We start from the raw sequence: 19400 nt of genomic DNA, 5'->3' as shown, positions 1-19400 counted from the left end.
CACTTTGAGTCATTGAGTGAGCCCGGAGGTATCTTTACTGTGGCTGGCATAAACGACGGGAGCCACAGAGCATCCCGCGTTCCGTGATTTATCCTGTTGTGGAGCTCGCCGATGACTGCCTCTCACTACCCGCATTTGATGGCCCCGCTGGATCTGGGTTTTACCACCTTGCGCAACCGCAGCCTGATGGGCTCCATGCACACCGGCCTTGAAGAAAAACCCGGTGGCTTTGAGCGCATGGCGGCCTATTTTGCCGAGCGTGCCAAAGGCGGGGTCGGCTTGATGGTCACGGGCGGCATTGCCCCCAACGACGAAGGCGGCGTGTACAGTGGCGCGGCCAAGCTGAGTACCGCCGAAGAGGCAGAAAAGCATTTGGTGGTGACCCGGGCGGTGCACGATGCGGGCGGCAAGATCTGCCTGCAGATCCTCCATGCCGGGCGTTATGCCTACAGCCCCCGTCAGGTGGCTCCGAGCGCAATCAAGGCGCCGATCAACCCGTTCACCCCCAAAGAACTGGATGAAGAAGGCATCGAGAAGCAGATCAGCGACTTCGTGACCTGCGCCAGGCTGGCTCAAAGCGCCAACTATGACGGCGTTGAAATCATGGGTTCCGAAGGCTACTTCATCAACCAGTTCCTCGCCGCGCACACCAACCATCGCACCGACCGCTGGGGCGGTTGCTATGAAAACCGCATGCGTTTGGCGGTGGAAATCGTGCGCCGGGTGCGCGAAGCGGTGGGGCCGAACTTCATCATTATCTATCGCCTGTCGATGCTCGATCTGGTTGCTGAAGGCAGTGTCTGGTCCGAGATCGTGCAACTGGCCAAGGCCGTCGAACAGGCCGGTGCGACTTTGATCAACACCGGAATTGGCTGGCACGAAGCGCGCATTCCGACCATTGCCACCAAAGTGCCCCGTGGTGCCTTCAGCAAAGTGACCGCCAAATTGCGTGGCTCGGTCAACGTGCCGCTGATTACCACCAACCGCATCAACACTCCGGAAATTGCCGAACAGATTCTGGCTGACGGCGACGCCGACATCGTGTCCATGGCGCGACCGTTCCTCGCCGACCCCGAGTTCGTCAACAAGGCTGCTGCTGGCCGCAGCGATGAAATCAACACCTGCATCGGCTGCAACCAGGCATGCCTGGACCACACCTTTGGCGGCAAGCTCACCAGCTGCCTGGTCAACCCCCGAGCCTGCCACGAAACCGAGCTCAACTACCTGCCAACCATTGCGGTGAAGAAAATCGCCGTGGTCGGTGCCGGGCCTGCGGGGCTTTCGGCAGCGACCGTGGCTGCCGAGCGCGGGCATCAAGTGACACTGTTCGATTCGGCCAGCGAGATTGGTGGCCAGTTCAACGTGGCCAAGCGTGTACCGGGCAAGGAAGAATTCTTCGAAACCCTGCGCTACTTCGGTCGCAAGCTGCAGACCACCGGGGTTGAGGTTTGCCTGAACACCCGTGTCGACGTAGCGCAATTACTGGCAGGCGGTTTTGACGAAATCATACTGGCTACCGGGATTGCTCCGCGCACCCCGGCCATACCGGGCATCGACAACCCCAAGGTACTGAGCTACCTGGATGTGATTCTTCAGCGCAAGCCGGTGGGCGCCAGGGTTGCCGTGATCGGCGCCGGTGGCATTGGTTTTGACGTGTCCGAGTTCCTGGTGCAACAAGGGGTTGCCACCAGTCTGGATCGCGAAGCGTTCTGGAAAGAGTGGGGCATCGATACCCGGCTGGAGGCCCGGGGCGGCGTTGCGGGGATCAAGCCCGAGGTGCATGCCCCGGCGCGTCAGGTGTTCCTGCTGCAACGCAAGGTGAGCAAAGTGGGCGACGGTCTGGGCAAGACCACCGGCTGGATTCACCGCACCGGTCTGAAGAACAAACAGGTGCAAATGCTCAACAGCGTTGAATACCTGAGCATCGACAACGACGGTTTGCATATCCGGATTGGCGAAGGCGAGCCCCAAGTGCTGCCGGTGGACAACATCGTCATCTGCGCCGGTCAGGACCCGTTGCGCGAGCTGCAGGACGGCCTGATTGCCGCCGGGCAGAACGTGCATTTGATTGGTGGTGCCGACGTCGCGGCCGAGCTGGATGCCAAGCGCGCCATCAACCAGGGCTCGCGTCTGGCCGCACAGCTGTAGGGTAGGAGCGAGCTTGCCTCGCGATGACATCGCTGCGGTGCATTTGAATGAGCGGGTCGTCGGTATCGCGAGGCAAGCTCGCTCCTGCAGCGGGAGCGGGCCCACTTTATGTGCTGTCAGCTGGCTTGCTCGCGAGCGTTGCAACGCACAGGGCTCGCTCCTGCAGAGGAACAGGCAATTGTCTGTCAGTGCACTATCTGTGCAAGAAAGGCTTTGGCCCGCGGGCTTTTCGGGGCGTTGAAGAAGTCTTCGGGCGGTGAATCTTCGATGATCATGCCGCCATCCAGAAACAGCACCCGCTCGGCCACCTGGCGGGCAAAGCCCATTTCGTGGGTGACACAGAGCATGGTCATGCCGCTGCCCGCCAGTTTGACCATCACATCCAGCACTTCGCTGACCATTTCCGGGTCCAGCGCCGAAGTCGGTTCATCAAACAACATGATTTTCGGCTCCATGCACAGTGCCCGGGCAATCGCCACGCGCTGCTGCTGGCCGCCCGACAGCTGGCTCGGGTATTTGTTGGCCTGAATGGCAATGCCCACCTTCTCCAGAAAGTGCTGCGCCAGTTCAACCGCCTTCTTGCGCGACAGGCCGCGCACCGACATCGGCGCCAGAATGCAGTTGTCCAGCACACTCATGTGCGGGAACAGGTTGAAGTGCTGGAACACCATGCCGATTTCGCTGCGCACCTGGGCGGCTTCGCGCGTGGCCTGGGACAGGTCGGTGTTGTTCACCAGAATCCGCCCTTGCTCGGCGATCTCCAGGCGGTTGATGCAGCGGATCAGGGTCGACTTGCCCGAACCCGATGGCCCGCACAGTACGATCCGCTCGCCTTCGTGCACTTTAAGGTCGATACCTTTGAGTACATGAAAGGCGCTGTAGTACTTGTTCAGACCGGCGATATCCACCACCACCTTGCGGTTGTCAGTGACTGGCGACACAGGATTATGAACGTAAGCAGGTTGAGCGTGCATGGTGCGTCTCCAGTGATCAGTTAAAGCGCTCGGCGCTGTAGGGCGTCGGGTCGGTGAACGGGGTCTGGCCGGTCATCATCTCTGCCAGCAGGCGGCCGCTGACCGGGCCCAGTGTCAGGCCGTGGTGGGCATGGCCAAAGTTGAACCACAAACCTTTATGCCGGCTGCCGGGACCAATCACCGGGCACATGTCCGGCAGGCAGGGGCGGCGGCCGAGCCAGGGTTCGGCGTCCACCCGCTGACCCAGCGGATACAGGCGTTGGGCACGCTCTTCGCAACGGCGTAGCTGGATTTCGTTGATCGGGTCATCACTGTCTGCAAATTCGATCCCTGTGGTCAGGCGAATACCACCCACCATGGGGGCCAGGACATAACCGCCCACCGAGTCGAGAATCGGATGCTGCATGGTATGACCGTCCTTGGCGGCGTAATGCATGTGGTAGCCGCGCTTGATCGCCAGGGGAATCCGGTAGCCCAGCGGCTGGAAAATTTCCCGGGCTTGCGGTCCGAGTGCAATCACCACTTCATTGCCGATGATCAGGCCTTTGTTGCTCTCGACCTGCCATTGCCCGGCCGTTTGCCGCAGGCTGGTGGCATCGCCGGTCACAAAGGTGCCGCCGCGCTTGATAAAGAGTTCGGCATAGCCCCGGGTCAGGCCGCCCGGATCGCTGACGGTCTTGGGGTCGAGCCAGTGAATGCCACCGATCACATCGGTATGCAGGCCGGGTTCCAGCGCGTGCACCTGTTGCTGGTCCAGTACCCGATAGTTGAGCTTGAACTCGCTCAAATCGGCGGCATCACGCTGGGCCTTGGCGAAGTCGTCCGCGGTGCGGTAAACCTCGATCCAGCCGCTGTCCTGGATCAGATGACCCATGCCCGCCGGCTCGGCCAGCAGATCATGTTCGCTGACACATTGTTCAATCAGCGGCAGCATGGCCCGGGTGGCATGGGCCAGCCCCTTGCTGCCCGACTGCTGCCAGTATTTCATCAGCCACGGCCCGGCTTTGGGCAGGTGTCTGAGGCTGTAGCGCACGTCCGATTGCTGATTGAGGCCATAGCGCAGCAGGCGGGTGATTTCCCGCGGGAACGAGTAAGGGATAACACTGGCGCGCTCGATCAGCCCGGCGTTGCCATGACTGGTGCCGCTACCCGGTTGGGCGCGGTCGAGCAGCACCACGCTGCGCCCGCGTGCCTGGAGTTGCAACGCGGTACTGACGCCGACGATGCCGGCCCCCAGAACGATAGTGTCGCAATGCATAAACAAATCCTTGAGACGAGGGCCGTATTTGCAGCCCGAAAAATGGGTTTACTGCAAATGCCGTCCGAGACGGCCTTCGATGAATTTCAGGCTGCGGCGCACGATTTCCACGATCACCAGGTACAGCACGGCGGCCCAGAGATAGACCTGGAAGTCGAAACTGCGGGAGAACACCATCTTGGTGACCCCCATCAAGTCGTAAATGGTGACCAGCGAGGCGATGGCACTGGCCTTGATCATCAGGATCAATTCATTGCCCAGCGGGCCGATGGCCACCAGCAGCGATTGCGGCAGGATGATTTTGCGAAAGGTGGTCCAGCGCGACAGGTTCAATGCCTTGCTGGCTTCACGCTGGCCCTGGGCTACCGACAGAATGCTGCCGCGCAGAATCTCGGCCTGATAGGCCGCTGTGTTCAGGGTGAAGGCCAGCAGGGTGCAGAACCAGGCATCGCGGAAAAACCACCACAGACCGACGTCTTGCCAGAAACCCTTGAACGATCCCAGGCCGTAATACAGCAGGAACAGCTGTGCCAGCAGCGGTGAACCGCGAAAGAAGTACACATAGGCGCCGGTAAAACTGCGCAGGAAGCGGTTGCCGGACAAGCGGCCCAGGGCAATCAGCAGGCCGAGCACCGCGCCCAGGGTGAAGGAAATCGCCACCAGCTTGGTGGTCACCAGCAGCCCGTCGATAAAGCGCGGGCCGTAGCGTTCCAGCAGCTCGGGGCTGAGAAACATGTTTTGCAGTTCCGCCAGGCTCATGGCTGCACGCTCCGTATATGGCGGTTGAAGTGGCGCTCAAGAAAGGCAAACAGACGCCCGGAAATCGCCGAGAAAAACAGGTAGATGAAGCAGGCCACGGTGTAAAACAGCATCGGGTCCTTGGTGACGCTGACCGCCAGGTTGGTCTGGCGCATCAGGTCCACCAGGGCGATGGTCGACACCAGGGACGTGTCCTTAAGCAGCGACAGCCAGTTGTTCGACAGGCCGGGCAGGGCGATGCGCGCCAGTTGTGGCAGCACCACTTTGCGAAAGGTGGTGAACTTCGACAGGCCCAGCGCCGAGGCCGCTTCGAATTGGCCCTTGGGAATGGTCTTGAATGCCCCTAGCCAGATCTCGCTGGAAAACGCGGCAAATACCAGGCTGAACGCAATCATCGCCGCGACGAAGGTATTGATCGTGAACTGTGCGTCGTAGCCCATCAGGGCGAGGATCTTTTGCGCGGCGATCTGGCAGCCGTAATAAATGATCAGCAGCGTCAGCAGTTCCGGCAGGCCACGGAATACCGTAGAGAAGGTTGTTGCCCAGGCCCGCATCCAGCGATTTTTGGAACGGGCCGCCACGGCCACGAGCAGGCCCAGCGGTAAACCGATGGGCAGGCAGCTCAGGGCCAGGGCAATGGTGACCAGCGAGCCGGCAAGCAGCGCCGAGCCCCAGCCGCCACTGGCGAAGGAAAGAAGTGAGAGTTGATCGAGCATGCTCGAATCCCCGGGCAAAAAAAGGGCCGAAATTCAGCCGCCGCGCACGCCAGGTGCGCAGGGCCGGGTCATTGGCAGGGAGGCCCTCAACCGAGGGCGGGCGACTCAGTAAATGTCGAAGTCGAAGTACTTGCTGGAGATCTTTTTATAGGTGCCGTCGGCAACGATCTCGTCCAGCGCCTTGTTGAAGCGCTCACGCAGGGCGTTGTCTTCCTTGCGTACCGCAATCGAGGCATCGGCCATGGTGCCGTTGACGTCACCAATGATTTTGCAGCAGTCCTTGCCGGTTTTATTGACCCACTCCAGCAGCGGGAATTTGTCGGCAATCACCACATCGACCCGTTCGTTTTCCAGCTCGCTGTTGGCTTCATCCAGGGTTGGATACAGCTTCAGATCAGCCTTTTTGTAGTGCTCTTCGGCATAGATGCTTTGGGTGGCGGCGCTCTGGGCACCTACGGTTTTACCGGCGAAGTCGGACTGGGCATCGGTGATGTCAGAGTCTTTGGGCACGGCAATGGACAGCGGAGTGCGGTAGTAGTGATTGGTGAACGCGATCTTCTTTTTGCGCTCTTCGTTGACGATCATGGACGCGACAATGGCGTCGTATTTCTTCGCCATCAGGCCGGCGATGATCCCGTCCCAGTCCTGGGCCACGATGGTGCACTCGGCGCCCATGCGCTTGCACACTTCTTCGGTGATATCGACGTCAAAGCCGTGCAGCTTGTTGTCGGAGTCAACGTAGTTAAACGGAGGGTAGGCGCCTTCCGTGGCGATTGTCAGTTTGTCGGCCTGGGCGTTGGACGCGAAGGCGACAACCATTGCACATGCACTGGCAAAGCGAATGACGTGTTTCATCTAGCACCTCGTTTTATTGTTTTGATCCGGGTGAGGATGTGTAGCCCACGAACTCATTGTGTAAGGCCGCGGTAGCCTCAAGACGCTTCTCCACGTCCGGCCCCAGTTGTTTGCACACTTCGTTGATCAGCAGGTGCACCAGCGACAGCATCGCTGCGGTGGATTCCCAGAACAGATTGAATTCGGTCGGTACACGAAACACTTCGTCGGCGTTCTGCTCGGCCCAGTCGCAAAAAGTGTCGGTCACCAGGGTGACGGCAATGCCAGCCGCGCGCGCCTTGCGGCACAACAGTTGGGCGTGGCGCGAATAGCGCCGGGCCTCGAATACCACCAGGGCGCAGTCCTCGGGTGGGCACAGCAGTACGTCGGCGTAATGCCCGGCGGCGCCGTCCACCAGTTGCACGCCATCGCGCAGGTATTGCAGCAAATGCACCATGGACGCGGCGATCCCGCGTTCGGTCTGGAACCCGGCCACGAACACCTTGCGCCGGGTGGCCAGGCGCTGGCTTACGGCTTGCCATTGCGGGGTGAGGCTGTATTCGTAAACCTTGACCAGGGCGCCGACTTCCAGCTCAAAGCTGCGCGGTAACCCTTGGGGCCCCTGGCTCGATTGCTGGCGGAATTCCTGCAGACGATCACCCACCAGCCACGGGCCGTCGCCCAGGTCATCCTTGAGATCGTTCTTCAGGTCTTTGAAATGGCTGTAGCCCAGCGCGCGGCAAAAGCGCCCGACACTGGACTCGCTGACACCCAGCCTGGCGGCAATGTCGGCAGCGGTCTGAAACGGCAGCTCGTAAAGGTTGGCCAGCATATAACTGGCAATCGCCCGGCCCGAAGGGGCGGCGGTTGACAGACTGCTTTCTAGGCGTTGTTTAATCGACTGGCTCACGGCTGCTTTCCTGTTGTTGTTTCAGCGCGTTGCAGAAAGTGAATGTTTTCTGTCATTAAGTCAAGAATTGACAGATAACTGTCATCGCAGGATAGTTGGCCGAGCATAAAAATAACTAGATTGGAGCGCCAGAATGTCCCAGCCCGCTACCTCGTCCCAGGCTATGGAGTCGCTGAACCTCAGCGAACTGACCGCCTTGCTGCAACAGATCTTTGAGCGTCACGGCACCTCCCGGGCCGTGGCGCAGGTATTGGCAGACAACTGCGCCCGGGCTCAGCGCGACGGTTCCTACAGCCACGGTGTGTTCCGTATCCCGGGTTACCTGGCCTCCCTGGCAAGTAACTGGGTCGACGGCCAGGCCGTGCCGCAGGTTGAAGACGTGGCCTCGGGCTTTATCCGCGTCGATGCGGCCAACGGCTTTGCCCAGCCGGCGTTGGCAGCGGCGCGTGAACTGCTGGTGGAAAAGGCCCGCAGTGCCGGGATTGCAGTGCTGGCGATCCGCAACTCCCATCACTTTGCGGCGCTCTGGCCCGATGTCGAGCCGTTTGCCGAAGAAGGCCTGGTGGCATTGAGCGTGGTCAACAGCATGACCTGCGTGGTGCCCCATGGTGCGCAAAAGCCGCTGTTCGGTACCAACCCCATTGCCTTCGCCGCCCCCTGTGCCGGCGGCCACCCGATCGTCTTTGACCTGGCCACCAGTGCCATTGCCCACGGCGATGTACAAATTGCCGCGCGCAAGGACCACAGCCTGCCGGCCGGCATGGGGGTGGACAAGCATGGCGAGCCGACGCAAAACCCGAAAGAGATTCTGGACGGAGGTGCCTTGCTGCCCTTCGGCGGGCATAAAGGTTCGGCGCTGTCGATGATGGTCGAACTGCTGGCGGCAGCGTTGACCGGTGGCAACTTCTCGTTCGAGTTCGACTGGAAGCAACACCCCGGTGCGCAAACCCCCTGGACCGGACAACTGTTGATCGTCATCGACCCGACCAAGTCCGGCGGTAACAGCTTCGCCCAGCGCAGCGCAGAACTGGTGCGCCAGATGCATGCCGTGGGTCTTGAGCGTATGCCGGGTGACCGGCGCTTTATCGAGCGCGCCAAATCGGTGGGCGAAGGGATCCCGATGGCTGCCGAAGAACTGGCCAGATTGCGCGCACTGGCGCAGTAATACCCCGCACACCCAAACCCCGTAGGAGCGAGCTTGCTCGCGAGCTCTTGGTCGTTACGACCCAAAAGCTCGCTCCTGCATATAGATACAGCTGACAAGCATCAACACCTCCCTTGCGCCACGGGCCTATGCTGCACAGGACTTCAAGCATAAGGAACTGGCCATGAATGCCCCTGCAACCACCCCGGAGCCTGTAACGGCGAAAGCAAAACTGCCCATAGGCCTGGTGATTGCGGTCCTGGTGATGATAGGTATTTTGCTGCTGCCATTGCCTGCCGATCTACCGGTTGCCGGCCACCGCATGCTGGCGATTCTGGCGTTTGCCGTGGTGGTGTGGATCACCGAGGCGGTGTCCTATGAAGCCAGCGCCATCATGATCACGTCGCTGATGGCGTTTCTGATTGGCATGGCGCCCACCCTGCAAGACCCGTCGCAGCTTTACGGCACTTCTGCCGGCATCACCATGGCCCTGACCGGTTTCTCCAATGCCGCGCTGGCGCTGGTGGCCGGTGCGCTGTTTATCGCGGCGGCCATGACCCATACCGGGCTGGACCGGCGTATTGCCCTGGTCACCCTGTCACGTATCGGTACCAGCACCCGACGCATCCTGCTGGGGGCGATTGCGGTCACCATCCTGCTCAGCCTGGTGGTACCCAGCGCCACGGCCCGCAGCGCTTGTGTGGTGCCGATCATGATGGGGGTGATCTTGGCGTTTGGTGTGGACAAGCGCTCGAATATCGCAGCAGGAATCATGATTGTGGTGGCCCAGGGCACCAGTATCTGGAACGTCGGGATTCAAACCGCAGCAGCGCAGAACCTGCTGACCGTGGGTTTTATGGACAAGATGCTAGGCGCGCGGGTGAACTGGCTCGACTGGCTGATTGCCGGGGCGCCCTGGGCCATCATCATGTCGGGGGTGTTGCTGTTTGTGGTGCTCAAGTTGCTGCCTCCCGAAAGCGACAGCATTCCCGGCGGCAAAGAAGCGGTCGAAAAGTCCCTGGCCGAACTGGGGCCGATGACCGGGCCACAGAAACGTCTGATGGCGGTCTCTGTGGCCTTGCTGCTGGCTTGGGCCACCGAAGGCAAGCTGCACAGTTTCGACACCACCTCGACCACCTACGCCGGGTTGGTGTTTTTGCTGTTGCCGCGTTTTGGAGTGATGACCTGGAAAGACGTGCAGTCGCGAATCCCCTGGGGCACGGTGATTGTATTCGGGGTCGGGATCAGTCTTGGTACCGCCTTGCTCACCACCCAGGCCGGGCAATGGCTGGGGGCGCAGGTGGTGAACCACACCGGGCTGGATCAAGTGGGACCGCTGGGGATCTTTGCGATTCTGGGGGCGTTCCTGATTTTGATTCACCTGGGGTTTGCCAGTGCGACTGCGTTGACCTCGGCCTTGCTGCCGATTCTGATTGCGGTGCTGCAAACCTTGCCGGGTGAATTCAACCGGTTGGGCATGACCATGCTTCTGGGCTTTGTGGTCAGCTACGGGTTTATCCTGCCGATCAACGCTCCGCAAAACATGGTGTGCCTGGGCACGCAAACCTTCACCGCCAAACAATTCGCCAAGGTCGGGTTGATCGTCACGGCGGTGGGTTATTTGCTGATGCTGCTGTTTGGCGCAACCTACTGGAACTGGCTGGGCTGGATGTAAGCAGAAGCGAGCTCACCTGTAGGAGCGAGCTTGCTCGCGAGCTCTTCTTCGCGACGCCCAAAACATCGCGAGACAAGCTCGCTCCCCCAGGCCCGGGTTAGTTTCCGCCTTCGCTGCGTCCGCCACTGCTGACTTCGGGCGGTACATCTTCGCCCGCTATGCGCTTGCGGAACAGCGAGGTGCGCGCCAGCAGCAAGGTGGTCACCGGTACGGTAATCGCCAGCAAAATCGGGATCAGCCAGGCGTGCAGCACCGGTGTCGATTTGAGTGCCGAGAAGTACAGGATCGACGCCAGTGCCACGCACCACGCGCCCAGGGTCGAGGCCAGTGCCGGCGGGTGCATGCGCTGGAAAAAGTCTTTCAGGCGCAGCAGCCCGATAGCACCGCACAAGGCAAACAGGCTGCTCAGAACCAGCAGCACTGCCACCGGTATTTCGATCCAGAGCGATAACTCGCTGACTGAATTCATTCGATCACCTCGCCACGCAGCAGGAATTTGGCCAGTGCAAAAGAGCCGACAAAGCCGAACAGGGCAATCAGCAGTGCGCCCTCAAAGTAGGTGTCACTGGCATAACGGATACCCAGTACCAGCATCACCAGCATGGCGAGGATATACAGGTAGTCCAGCGCCAGAACCCGGTCCTGGGCTGACGGCCCCTTGAACAGCCGGATCACGGTCAGGACCATCGCCAGGCTGAACAGGAACAGGCTGGTGAGGATGGCATTGGAGAGCAGGGCACTCATTCAAAGATCTCCATCAGGGGGCGTTCGTAGGTGTCTTTGAAATGCCGGATAAACTGCGCTTCGTCATCCAGGTCGAACACATGCAGCAGCAGTACGCTGCGGTCCAGCGCCAGCTCCGACCAGATAGTGCCGGGCACCACGGTGGTAATCATCGACAAGGCGGCCAGGCCGTTGGCATCGCGCAGATCCAGGGGGATCTTGATGAAGCGTGAGCGGGGCGGTTTCTTGCCGGCCATGAGCACGCCCCGGGCGACTGCGATATTGGATGCCACCACATCGCGGCCCACCACAAAGAACAGCTTGATGACCACGCCGGGCCGGCGAATATGGATGGGCAGCGGCCGCAGGGGCGCGAACATCAACGGGGCCAGAAAGCCCAGCGCAGCACCAAGCAGCAGATTGCCGGCGCTCAATGACAGGTTGAGCACCAGCCACAGCAGCCACAGCGCAAGTGACAGCCAGGGAGCCGGAAACAGGCGCTTCATGGTTGTACCTCCTGTAGCGCCGCTTTGGCTTCGGGGCCGGGTACCGGGCGGGTGCCGATAACGGCCATCACATAGCGCTCGGGATTGTTCAGGGTGTCAGCGGCATCATGGGTATAACGCAATACGGGCTCGGCCTTGAACGTCAGGACCACACAGAGTCCGATCAACAACACGATGGGCAGGTATTCGAAGCGACGCAGCAGCGGCGACGGGCGCTCGATGGGTGTCCAGAAGCGCTGGATACCCATGCGCGCGAAGGCAATCAAAGAGGCCAGACCCGAGAAGATCAGCAGCGCAAACAGGCCCCAGGCAGCGGTCGAGACTGGAGCGTCAGCGGTGTTACCCAGGCCCGCCGGGTTAAGCAGGGCATTGAGCAGGCCGAGCTTGCCGATGAACCCGGACAGCGGCGGCATGCCGATAATCAACAGGGCGCAGGCGATAAAGCTCAGGCCCAGGAAGGCCATGGTCCAGGGAATGATTTGGCCGACCACGGCTTTTTGCTCGTCATCCAGATTGGTGCCCCGCGGCGGATTCAACGACTCCATCAGGGCGGGCAGTTGCCCGGCATCGTCCTCAAGCAGCATCTCGTTGGAGGAGCGCGAGCGTTCGATCAGCTCGGCCAGCAGGAACAAGGCGCACAAGGCAAGGGAGGAGCTGACCAGATAGAACAGCGCGGCAGCGGTCAGGTTGGGTTGGGCGAAACCCACGGCCGACAGCAGGATGCCCGCCGACACCAGAATGCTCAGGCTGGCCATCCGCTCAAGGCGTTGGGCGGCCAGTATGGCAATGGCAGCACAGACGATGGTCGCCATGCCGCCGTATATCAGCCAGTCACCGGCAAAGTAGGCCGACGCTCCGGCCTGACCGGAAAACAGCAGGGTCCACAAGCGCAGAACCGTGTAAATGCCGACTTTGGTCATGATCGCGAACAGGGCGGCGACCGGGGCACTGGCTGCCGAGTAGGCCGGAACCAGCCAGAAGTTCAGCGGCCACATGCCGGCCTTGGCCAGAAAGGCGATGGCCAGAATGGCGGCGCCGGCATGCAGCAAGCCGCGGTCTGCCTCGGGCACCAGCGGGATTTTCAGCGCCAGATCGGCCATGTTCAGGGTGCCGGTGACGCCATAAATCAATGCCGCACCGATCAGGAACAGGGATGATGCCAGCAGGTTGATCGAGATGTAGTGCAGGCCCGCAGACACCCGGGCCTTGCCGGAGCCGTGGAGCATCAGTCCGTAGGAGGCGGCCAGCAATACTTCGAAAAACACGAACAGGTTGAAGATGTCGGCGGTCAGGAAGGCACCGTACAGGCCCATCAGCTGGATCTGGAACAGTGCGTGGAAGCTGGCCCCGGCGCGGTCCCAGCGGGCCATGGCGAACAGCAGCGCGCAGCTGGCGATGATGCCGGTCAACACCAGCATCAGCGCCGACAGGCGATCAACCACCAGGGCGATCCCGAACGGTACTTGCCAGTTGCTGGGCAGGTACACGCCAATCGCTGACGGCAGCGGCTGCTGCTGGGTCCATAACAACAACAGCACGGAGATGCCCAGGCCCATAAAAGTCGAGATCAGGTTGATCCGGGCTTTGAGCGGGCGGCGTTTTTCTCCCAGCAACAGCATGCAGGCTGCGGTGAGCAGCGGTAACAGAATGGGCGCGACGATCAGATGCGGCATCAAATTCATTCTTTAGGCTCCCGGCCATCGACGTGGTCGGTACCGGTCAGGCCCCGGGAGGCCAGCAAGACCACCAGAAACAGGGCGGTCATGGCAAAGCTGATGACGATTGCGGTGAGTACCAGGGCCTGGGGCAACGGGTCTGTGTAGTTGAGCAGGTCCTGGGGCACACCGTCCTTGATCACCGGCTCCTTGCCGATAAACAGGCTGCCCATGCTGAAAATGAACAGGTTGACCCCGTACGACAGCAGGCACAGGCCCATGACCACCTGGAAGGTCCGCGGGCGCAGCACCAACCAGGTTCCGGACGCGGCGAGTACGCCGATTGCGATAGCGATGACTTCTTCCATCAGGCAGCTCCCGTCCTGGGTTGAGTGGCGGGTTGAGAGGCAGGCTGATTGCTCGGGCGATGGGCCCGGACCGACTGGTGAGCCAGTGCCGTGAGGATCAGCAGCGTGGCGCCGACCACGACGGCATAAACGCCGATATCAAAGAACAGGGCGCTGGCGATATGGATGTCACCCAGCAGCGGCAAGCTGAAGTGTGCCGTGTGGGTGGTCAGGAACGGATAGCCCAGAGGAATTGCGCCGAGCCCGGTGAGGGTGGCGCACAACAGGCCGGTGCCCATCCAGCGCAGCGGCCGCAGGCTCATTTGCGCCTCGACCCACTGGGTGCCTGCCACCATGTATTGCAAGATGAACGCCACGGACATCACCAGGCCGGCTACAAAGCCGCCGCCCGGCTGGTTGTGGCCGCGCATGAACAGATACATCGACACCACGAAGGCAATCGGCAACAGCAGGCGCACCAGCACCGCGGGCACCATCATGAAGCCCAGGGCGGTGTCGCTGGCACTGCGCGGGTTGACCAGATCGGTCATTACGTCCTTGGCCAGCAGACGCTGCTGGGAAGGTAGCTGCATGCTCTCTTTGGGCGGGCGGAAGCGACGCAGCAGGGCAAAAACAGTGAGTGCCACGGCTGCCAGCACGGTGATTTCACCCAGGGTGTCGAAGCCCCGGAAATCCACCAGCATCACATTCACCACATTGCTTCCGCCGCCATCCGGCAAAGCCCGGCTCAGGTAGAAAGACGACGTGTCGTTCGGGGTCTGGCGGGTGAGCATGGCGTAGGACAGCATGGCCATACCGCCGCCGACTGCGGCCGACAGCAGCAAGTCACGCAAACGGCGGATCTGCGCTTTGCGCAATGTCCCCGGTAGTGGCGAGACTTCTTCTATCCGCCGCGGCAACCAGCGCAACCCGAGCAGGATAAGGACCGTGGTGACCACTTCGACTACCAGCTGGGTCAGCGCCAGGTCAGGTGCGGAGAACCAGACAAAGGTCACACAGGTCATCAGGCCGCACACGCTGACCATGGTCAGGGCTGCCAGACGGTGGTATTTGGCTTGCCAGGCGGCGCCCAGGGCGCAGGCTATTGCCAGCAGCCAGAGGGTCACGAATACAGTCGACCCCGGTATTTTCGGCCGGTCGCCCCAGCTCAGGCCGCTGTAGAACATCGGAATCAGGCCCGCGATCACGGCAGCCAGAATCAACACGAACAGCTGGGTTTGCAGGCGCTGAGTGCTGATGCGTCGCTCAATGCGGCGCGCCCAGCGCATGATCACCACCAGGCAGCGCTCGAAGAAACGCTTGCCATTGAAATACGTGATTAGCGGCGGCAGCGGATAACGGCCGAGTTTGAGCTGTTTACGCAGCACCACATACAGCAGGATGCCGCAGGACATTGCGATCAGACTCATGATCATCGGTGCATTCAGGCCGTGCCAGATCGCCAGGCTGTATTCAGGCAGTTCGCCGCCCACCACCGGTTGCGCGGCAGCCGCCAGCAACGGGCCGACGGTTTGTGCCGGGAAGATCCCGACCATCAGACAGGTGAACACCAGCAGTTCCACCGGGGCCCGCATCCAGCGTGGCGGCTCGTGGGGAGTCAGGGGCAGGTCGGTGGGAGGCGGACCGAAAAACACATCAACGGTAAAGCGCAGGGCATAGGCCACGCTGAATGTACCGGCGATGGTTGCGATTACGGGCAGGGCAATCTCAACCCAGGCCGTGGAGTTGATGAACACGGTTTCGGCGAAGAACATCTCTTTGGACAGAAACCCGTTAAGCAGCGGTACACCTGCCATCGAGGCGCTGGCCACCATGGCCAGGGTCGCGGTATAGGGCATGAGTCTGAACAGGCCGCTGAGCTTGCGAATATCCCGAGTGCCACTTTCGTGGTCGATGATGCCTGCCGCCATGAACAGCGACGCCTTGAAGGTCGCATGGTTGAGAATGTGGAACACCGCAGCGACCGCCGCCAGTGGGCTGTTGAGGCCCAGCAGCAGGGTAATCAGGCCAAGGTGGCTGATGGTTGAATAGGCCAGCAAGCCTTTAAGGTCGTTTTGAAACATCGCGCAGTAGGCGCCCAGCACCAGGGTGCAGGCCCCGGCGCCGCTGACAATCCAGAACCACTCTTCACTGCCCGACAGGGAGGGCCAGAGCCGGGCGAGCAGGAACACCCCGGCCTTGACCATGGTTGCCGAGTGCAGATAAGCCGAAACCGGAGTGGGTGCTGCCATCGCGTGGGGCAGCCAGAAGTGAAACGGGAATTGCGCACTTTTACTCAGGGCGCCGATCAGGATAAGCGGGAGCAGAACGGGATACAGGCTGTGGGCGCGAATCTTGTCGCCGGCGACCAGCACTGCATCCAGATCGTAGCTGCCGACGACATGGCCAAGCAGCATGACCCCCGCCAGCAAGCACAATCCGCCCGCACCGGTAACCATCAGCGCCATATAGGCGCCGCGTCGGGCATCTGAGCGGTGGTGCCAATATCCAATCAGCAAGAAGGAGAAGAGGCTGGTGAGCTCCCAGAAAAACACCATCTGGATCAGGTTGCCGGACACCACCAGGCCGAGCATGGCGCCCATGAACGCCAGGAAAAAAGCAAAGAAGCGCGGCACCGGGTCTTCGGGTGACATGTAATAACGGGCGTACAGCGACACCAGCGTGCCGATGCCCAGCACCAGAATCGAGAACAGCCAGGCGAAACCGTCCAGCCGCAGCACAAAATTCAGGCCGAGACTGGGCAGCCACATGAACTCTTCGCGAATCACCCCGCCATGGGCAATTTGCGGATAGAGCAGGGCTACTTGAATGGTACCGATCAGAGCAATCAGACCGGCCAGCAGTGATGCACTGTTACGTGCGTTGTGCGGCAAAACAGCCGCCAGACAGCTGCCGATAAATGGCAGAAGCAGTAGAACTATCAGGGACATAGGCTTCTAATCTGCAGGAGTTTGTGAGCGATCATACGTGGCGACTTGTATATCACCAACAAAGAAGCTGTAGATGAATCCTACAAAATGTGTGCAAACGCAAGTGGCGCGGCGCGGCATCTTCCCTGTATGGACACTCCAGAGTGTGAGTCTTTGCTTTCAGTATCAGCGCGTGCGCTTCAGTCGCATGCTTCATTGCCTTGCTTGTCTTCCAACGGGTCGGGCGCTTTACCCTTTGTTTTTAACTCACTGACGATCACCGCTGCAACAATCAATACCGCACCCAACAAAGCGATACCCGGCAAACGCTCCCCGGCCAGACGTCCGGCGATGCCGGCCCACACCGGTTCACCTGCATAAATGAGCGTGGCGCGGGTGGGGGAAACGCTCTTCTGGGCCCAGTTCATTGCTACCTGAATTACCGCACTTGCAGCGCCCAAGCCTACGGCGCTGGCTAACAAAAGCCATGAGAAATCGGGAGCGGTCTCACCGGTAGGAATAGTCATCAGGAAAGCCAGAATCGACGCAGTACTGAGTTGCACCACCGTGACCCGTCGAACATCGACTTTGCCAGCATAGGCGCTGATCAGGATTATTTCTGCCGCTATGGCGATGGCGCTGATCAGTGTCGCGATCTCGCCAGGGCTGAAGTCAAGGGACGCACCGCTCGGGCCTGACAGCAGCATCAGCCCGGTGAACGCCAGGACAATACCCAGACTTGGCATCAGCCCGGGTCGGCGTCCCAGCACCAACCACTGCAGCAGCGGTACGAAAGGTACATACAACGCTGTAATAAAAGCCGACTGACTACTGGGAATAGACTGCAGGCCAATGGTCTGCAAGCCATAACCGAGCATGATAGACACCCCGATAAACACCCCGGCCTTGAGTTCAAACAGGGTAATGCCGCGCAGACTGCGAATTGAAAACAGAGAAACAATCAGCGCTGCGGCAGCAAAGCGCAGCCCCACAAAAAACATCGGTCCGCTGGACGTCAGTGCATGCTGCACTAATAGAAAAGTGACGCCCCAAACCATGGTAATCAGCACCAGCACACGTTCGGCCTTGCTGAAACGGGAGGTCAAAGACATCAATTTTGAAGGTTTCAACGTTGTCATAGCCTTGCACGCTGCCGGAAGAGAGACGCACAATGCGTCAAAGCTGAGCAGTATACTGCGCAGTCCCACAAGGTGAGCAATATAGTGCCCAAAGAAAATTCACAACGTGCGTCGGTGTTACAACACGTCAGCCAGAACGTCCGGCGCCTGAGGCTGGTCGCACACCTCAGCCAAAGTGCACTGGCCGAGTTGTCGGGAGTAAGTCGGCGGATGCTGGTAGCTATAGAGGCGGGCGAAAAGAACGTCAGCCTCAGCACCCTGGACCGGGTCGCCGAAGCGCTCAATGTTGCTTTCAGCGACTTGATCCAGGCACCGGGCTCTGCTGACCCGAGCCGCATCAATGAAGTGGCCTGGACAGGTACCGCCCCGGGAAGCAAGGCCGTGTTATTAGCCAAGGCTGTAGCTTCAAGAGAAGTAGAGCTGTGGGAATGGACGCTGGAACCGGGCGAGGAATACCAGTCCCAAGCCGATGCCGAGGGTTGGAGTGAACAGCTGTACGTATTCGAAGGGTGTTTGACCCTGGTCATAAGCGAACAGGCATTACGTTTCAGCGCTGGAGAGTTCTACATGTACGCCAGCAACAAACCGCACTCCTACAGAAACGAAGGCGACGTGGTTGTGCGCTTTATCCGTAACGTAGTGATATGAGCGCAGGCGTCGGGCGAGCCATGGCGAGGGCTGGTCAAATAACTAAAAATTATTAGAATTCAGGGGGTTGCCAGCTTCGATCTTCTAGTACATAATGCGCGCCATCAGCTCGGGGCAACAACCTGAATCGCTGAAGAATCAAATGCTTGTAGCGATAAAATCGCAGCAGCAACCTTTGTATTTGATGTTTCTCATGAAGCGTCACGCACAATTGGCCGAATAGCAAAATGGTTATGCAGCGGATTGCAAATCCGCCCACGCCGGTTCGATTCCGGCTTCGGCCTCCACATTCGAAAGCCCCGCAGATCAAGGTCTGCGGGGTTTTTTATTGGCCGCAGGAAAGTGAAGTGTTGCATAACTACTTCACTTTGCGGGCTTGGCGACTGCTCCGATACGCCGGTAAACCCGTTCCGTAATCCATTCTTTTGAGTGCCCAAGAAGCGCGCTCGCCTCCGAAATATCTGCAACTCCCGACGCAGCCTTTGGCCTGATATCACGAAACTGCGCAGTACGAGTGAGGGCTGAAGAAGTTGACCGAGCCCTGACCGATGAACAAACCAAACAGGCACGCCTGCGTGATCGCCTTGCTACTGCTGACCTGCGGCTGTCAGTCCAGCTCGACGCCATCGGTTCAAATGGTAGTGGAGAAGTGCAAGCCACCACCGGCGCCGGCGGCGTGGTTTATGGAACCGCGAGAGCCCAACTTGCCCCAGAGCATGCTCAACGAATTATCGGGATCACCGGCGACGACGATCAAGGACTGATCGCGCTGCAGGCTTGTCAGGCCTTCGCAAAAGAGGTTTCAGGCAAGAAATGAAAGTAGTGACTGACACTGGGAGCTTAAGCGTTCAATCCAAGTATCGATATCGCACTAATGCCTGCAGTTTCAGGACGTTAGTTGGGTATCAGTTATAACCAAAAGCCAACTAGAGGCTTGGTGTTTAGGAGTGTTCTTATTGTGTTGAGGTTTGCTTGCTGTACCGTGCTCGCGCTTGTTGGTGTTTGAATGATGTGTAAATAGTTTTTTAGAGTGT

18 protein-coding genes, 1 tRNA gene and 1 pseudogene are annotated in these 19400 nt (G+C 60.0%); 6 read left to right on the top strand and 14 right to left on the bottom strand.

Annotated features, from left to right (window positions below; translation table 11 throughout):
• Positions 1-111 precede the first annotated feature (111 nt).
• Complete coding sequence (locus tag B195_RS13180; protein ID WP_003446124.1) at positions 112-2148, top strand: NADPH-dependent 2,4-dienoyl-CoA reductase; 2037 nt, start codon at positions 112-114, stop codon at positions 2146-2148.
• A 185-nt stretch (positions 2149-2333) separates the two neighbouring features.
• Here the strand turns inward: B195_RS13180 and B195_RS13175 are convergent, their stop codons facing one another.
• From B195_RS13175 to B195_RS13150, 6 genes are all read right to left on the bottom strand, one after another.
• On the bottom strand, positions 2334-3059 hold the full coding sequence (locus B195_RS13175; RefSeq protein ID WP_003446122.1) for an amino acid ABC transporter ATP-binding protein: 726 nt from the start codon (positions 3057-3059) through the stop codon (positions 2334-2336).
• A 79-nt stretch (positions 3060-3138) separates the two neighbouring features.
• Positions 3139-4380: an FAD-binding oxidoreductase gene (locus B195_RS13170; RefSeq protein WP_003446121.1), complete on the bottom strand. Its 1242-nt coding sequence runs from the start codon at positions 4378-4380 to the stop codon at positions 3139-3141.
• 48 nt (positions 4381-4428) lie between these two features.
• Positions 4429-5139 carry an ABC transporter permease gene (locus B195_RS13165; RefSeq protein WP_003446120.1) on the bottom strand — a complete coding sequence of 237 codons (711 nt, stop codon included), beginning with the start codon at positions 5137-5139 and terminating at the stop codon, positions 4429-4431.
• A complete protein-coding gene (locus tag B195_RS13160; protein WP_003446119.1) occupies positions 5136-5855 on the bottom strand; it encodes an ABC transporter permease in 720 nt (239 codons plus the stop codon). Before B195_RS13160 ends, B195_RS13165 begins: the two co-directional genes overlap by 4 nt.
• A 105-nt stretch (positions 5856-5960) precedes the next feature.
• Positions 5961-6710 (bottom strand): transporter substrate-binding domain-containing protein, encoded by a 750-nt coding sequence (locus B195_RS13155; RefSeq protein WP_003446117.1) that lies wholly within the window; start codon positions 6708-6710, stop codon positions 5961-5963.
• A 13-nt stretch (positions 6711-6723) separates the two neighbouring features.
• Positions 6724-7599, bottom strand: coding sequence for a MurR/RpiR family transcriptional regulator (locus B195_RS13150; RefSeq protein ID WP_003446115.1), 876 nt, complete (start codon positions 7597-7599; stop codon positions 6724-6726).
• A gap of 133 nt (positions 7600-7732) precedes the next feature.
• Here B195_RS13150 and B195_RS13145 point away from each other — a divergent pair, with 133 nt between their 5' ends.
• Together B195_RS13145 and B195_RS13140 are read left to right on the top strand one after the other, a co-directional pair.
• Complete coding sequence (locus B195_RS13145; protein ID WP_003446114.1) at positions 7733-8764, top strand: Ldh family oxidoreductase; 1032 nt, start codon at positions 7733-7735, stop codon at positions 8762-8764.
• A gap of 163 nt (positions 8765-8927) precedes the next feature.
• Entirely contained in the window at positions 8928-10418 is a 1491-nt protein-coding gene (locus B195_RS13140; RefSeq protein ID WP_003446112.1) for a DASS family sodium-coupled anion symporter, read from the top strand.
• 97 nt (positions 10419-10515) lie between these two features.
• Here the strand turns inward: B195_RS13140 and B195_RS13135 are convergent, their stop codons facing one another.
• The 7 genes from B195_RS13135 to B195_RS13105 all read right to left on the bottom strand — a co-directional run bounded on the left by B195_RS13135 (position 10516) and on the right by B195_RS13105 (position 17691).
• Positions 10516-10887, bottom strand: coding sequence for a Na+/H+ antiporter subunit G (locus B195_RS13135; RefSeq protein WP_003446109.1), 372 nt, complete (start codon positions 10885-10887; stop codon positions 10516-10518).
• Entirely contained in the window at positions 10884-11162 is a 279-nt protein-coding gene (locus tag B195_RS13130; protein ID WP_003446108.1) for a K+/H+ antiporter subunit F, read from the bottom strand. The genes B195_RS13135 and B195_RS13130 overlap by 4 nt, the downstream gene beginning before the upstream one ends.
• Positions 11159-11647 (bottom strand): Na+/H+ antiporter subunit E, encoded by a 489-nt coding sequence (locus B195_RS13125; RefSeq protein ID WP_003446107.1) that lies wholly within the window; start codon positions 11645-11647, stop codon positions 11159-11161. The genes B195_RS13130 and B195_RS13125 overlap by 4 nt, the downstream gene beginning before the upstream one ends.
• Positions 11644-13329, bottom strand: coding sequence for a monovalent cation/H+ antiporter subunit D (locus B195_RS13120; RefSeq protein ID WP_003446105.1), 1686 nt, complete (start codon positions 13327-13329; stop codon positions 11644-11646). Before B195_RS13120 ends, B195_RS13125 begins: the two co-directional genes overlap by 4 nt.
• A complete protein-coding gene (locus tag B195_RS13115; RefSeq protein ID WP_003446102.1) occupies positions 13326-13670 on the bottom strand; it encodes a Na+/H+ antiporter subunit C in 345 nt (114 codons plus the stop codon). Before B195_RS13115 ends, B195_RS13120 begins: the two co-directional genes overlap by 4 nt.
• Complete coding sequence (locus B195_RS13110; protein WP_003446100.1) at positions 13670-16600, bottom strand: monovalent cation/H+ antiporter subunit A; 2931 nt, start codon at positions 16598-16600, stop codon at positions 13670-13672. Before B195_RS13110 ends, B195_RS13115 begins: the two co-directional genes overlap by 1 nt.
• A gap of 179 nt (positions 16601-16779) precedes the next feature.
• Positions 16780-17691 carry a DMT family transporter gene (locus tag B195_RS13105; protein WP_003446097.1) on the bottom strand — a complete coding sequence of 304 codons (912 nt, stop codon included), beginning with the start codon at positions 17689-17691 and terminating at the stop codon, positions 16780-16782.
• Between the two features lie 111 nt (positions 17692-17802).
• On the opposite strand from B195_RS13105, the gene B195_RS13100 reads away from it, so the two are divergent.
• The gene (locus B195_RS13100) at positions 17803-18366 is read left to right on the top strand and encodes a helix-turn-helix domain-containing protein (protein ID WP_003446096.1); all 564 of its coding nucleotides are present in this window, start codon (positions 17803-17805) and stop codon (positions 18364-18366) included.
• A 213-nt stretch (positions 18367-18579) separates the two neighbouring features.
• Positions 18580-18653, top strand: a tRNA-Cys gene (locus tag B195_RS13095).
• Between the two features lie 76 nt (positions 18654-18729).
• Here B195_RS13095 and B195_RS23095 read toward each other — a convergent pair.
• Positions 18730-18873, bottom strand: a pseudogene (locus tag B195_RS23095) (integrase); the annotation flags it as partial.
• Between the two features lie 7 nt (positions 18874-18880).
• On the opposite strand from B195_RS23095, the gene B195_RS13085 reads away from it, so the two are divergent.
• Positions 18881-19183 (top strand): hypothetical protein, encoded by a 303-nt coding sequence (locus tag B195_RS13085; protein ID WP_003446094.1) that lies wholly within the window; start codon positions 18881-18883, stop codon positions 19181-19183.
• Positions 19184-19400: the final 217 nt, after the last annotated feature.

The sequence above is a fragment of the Pseudomonas sp. Lz4W genome (genome assembly GCF_000346225.2).
GTDB lineage: Bacteria > Pseudomonadota > Gammaproteobacteria > Pseudomonadales > Pseudomonadaceae > Aquipseudomonas > Aquipseudomonas paraversuta.
The sequence above is the reverse complement of the archived record's forward strand: the minus strand, read 5'-3'. Positions and strand labels throughout refer to the sequence as shown.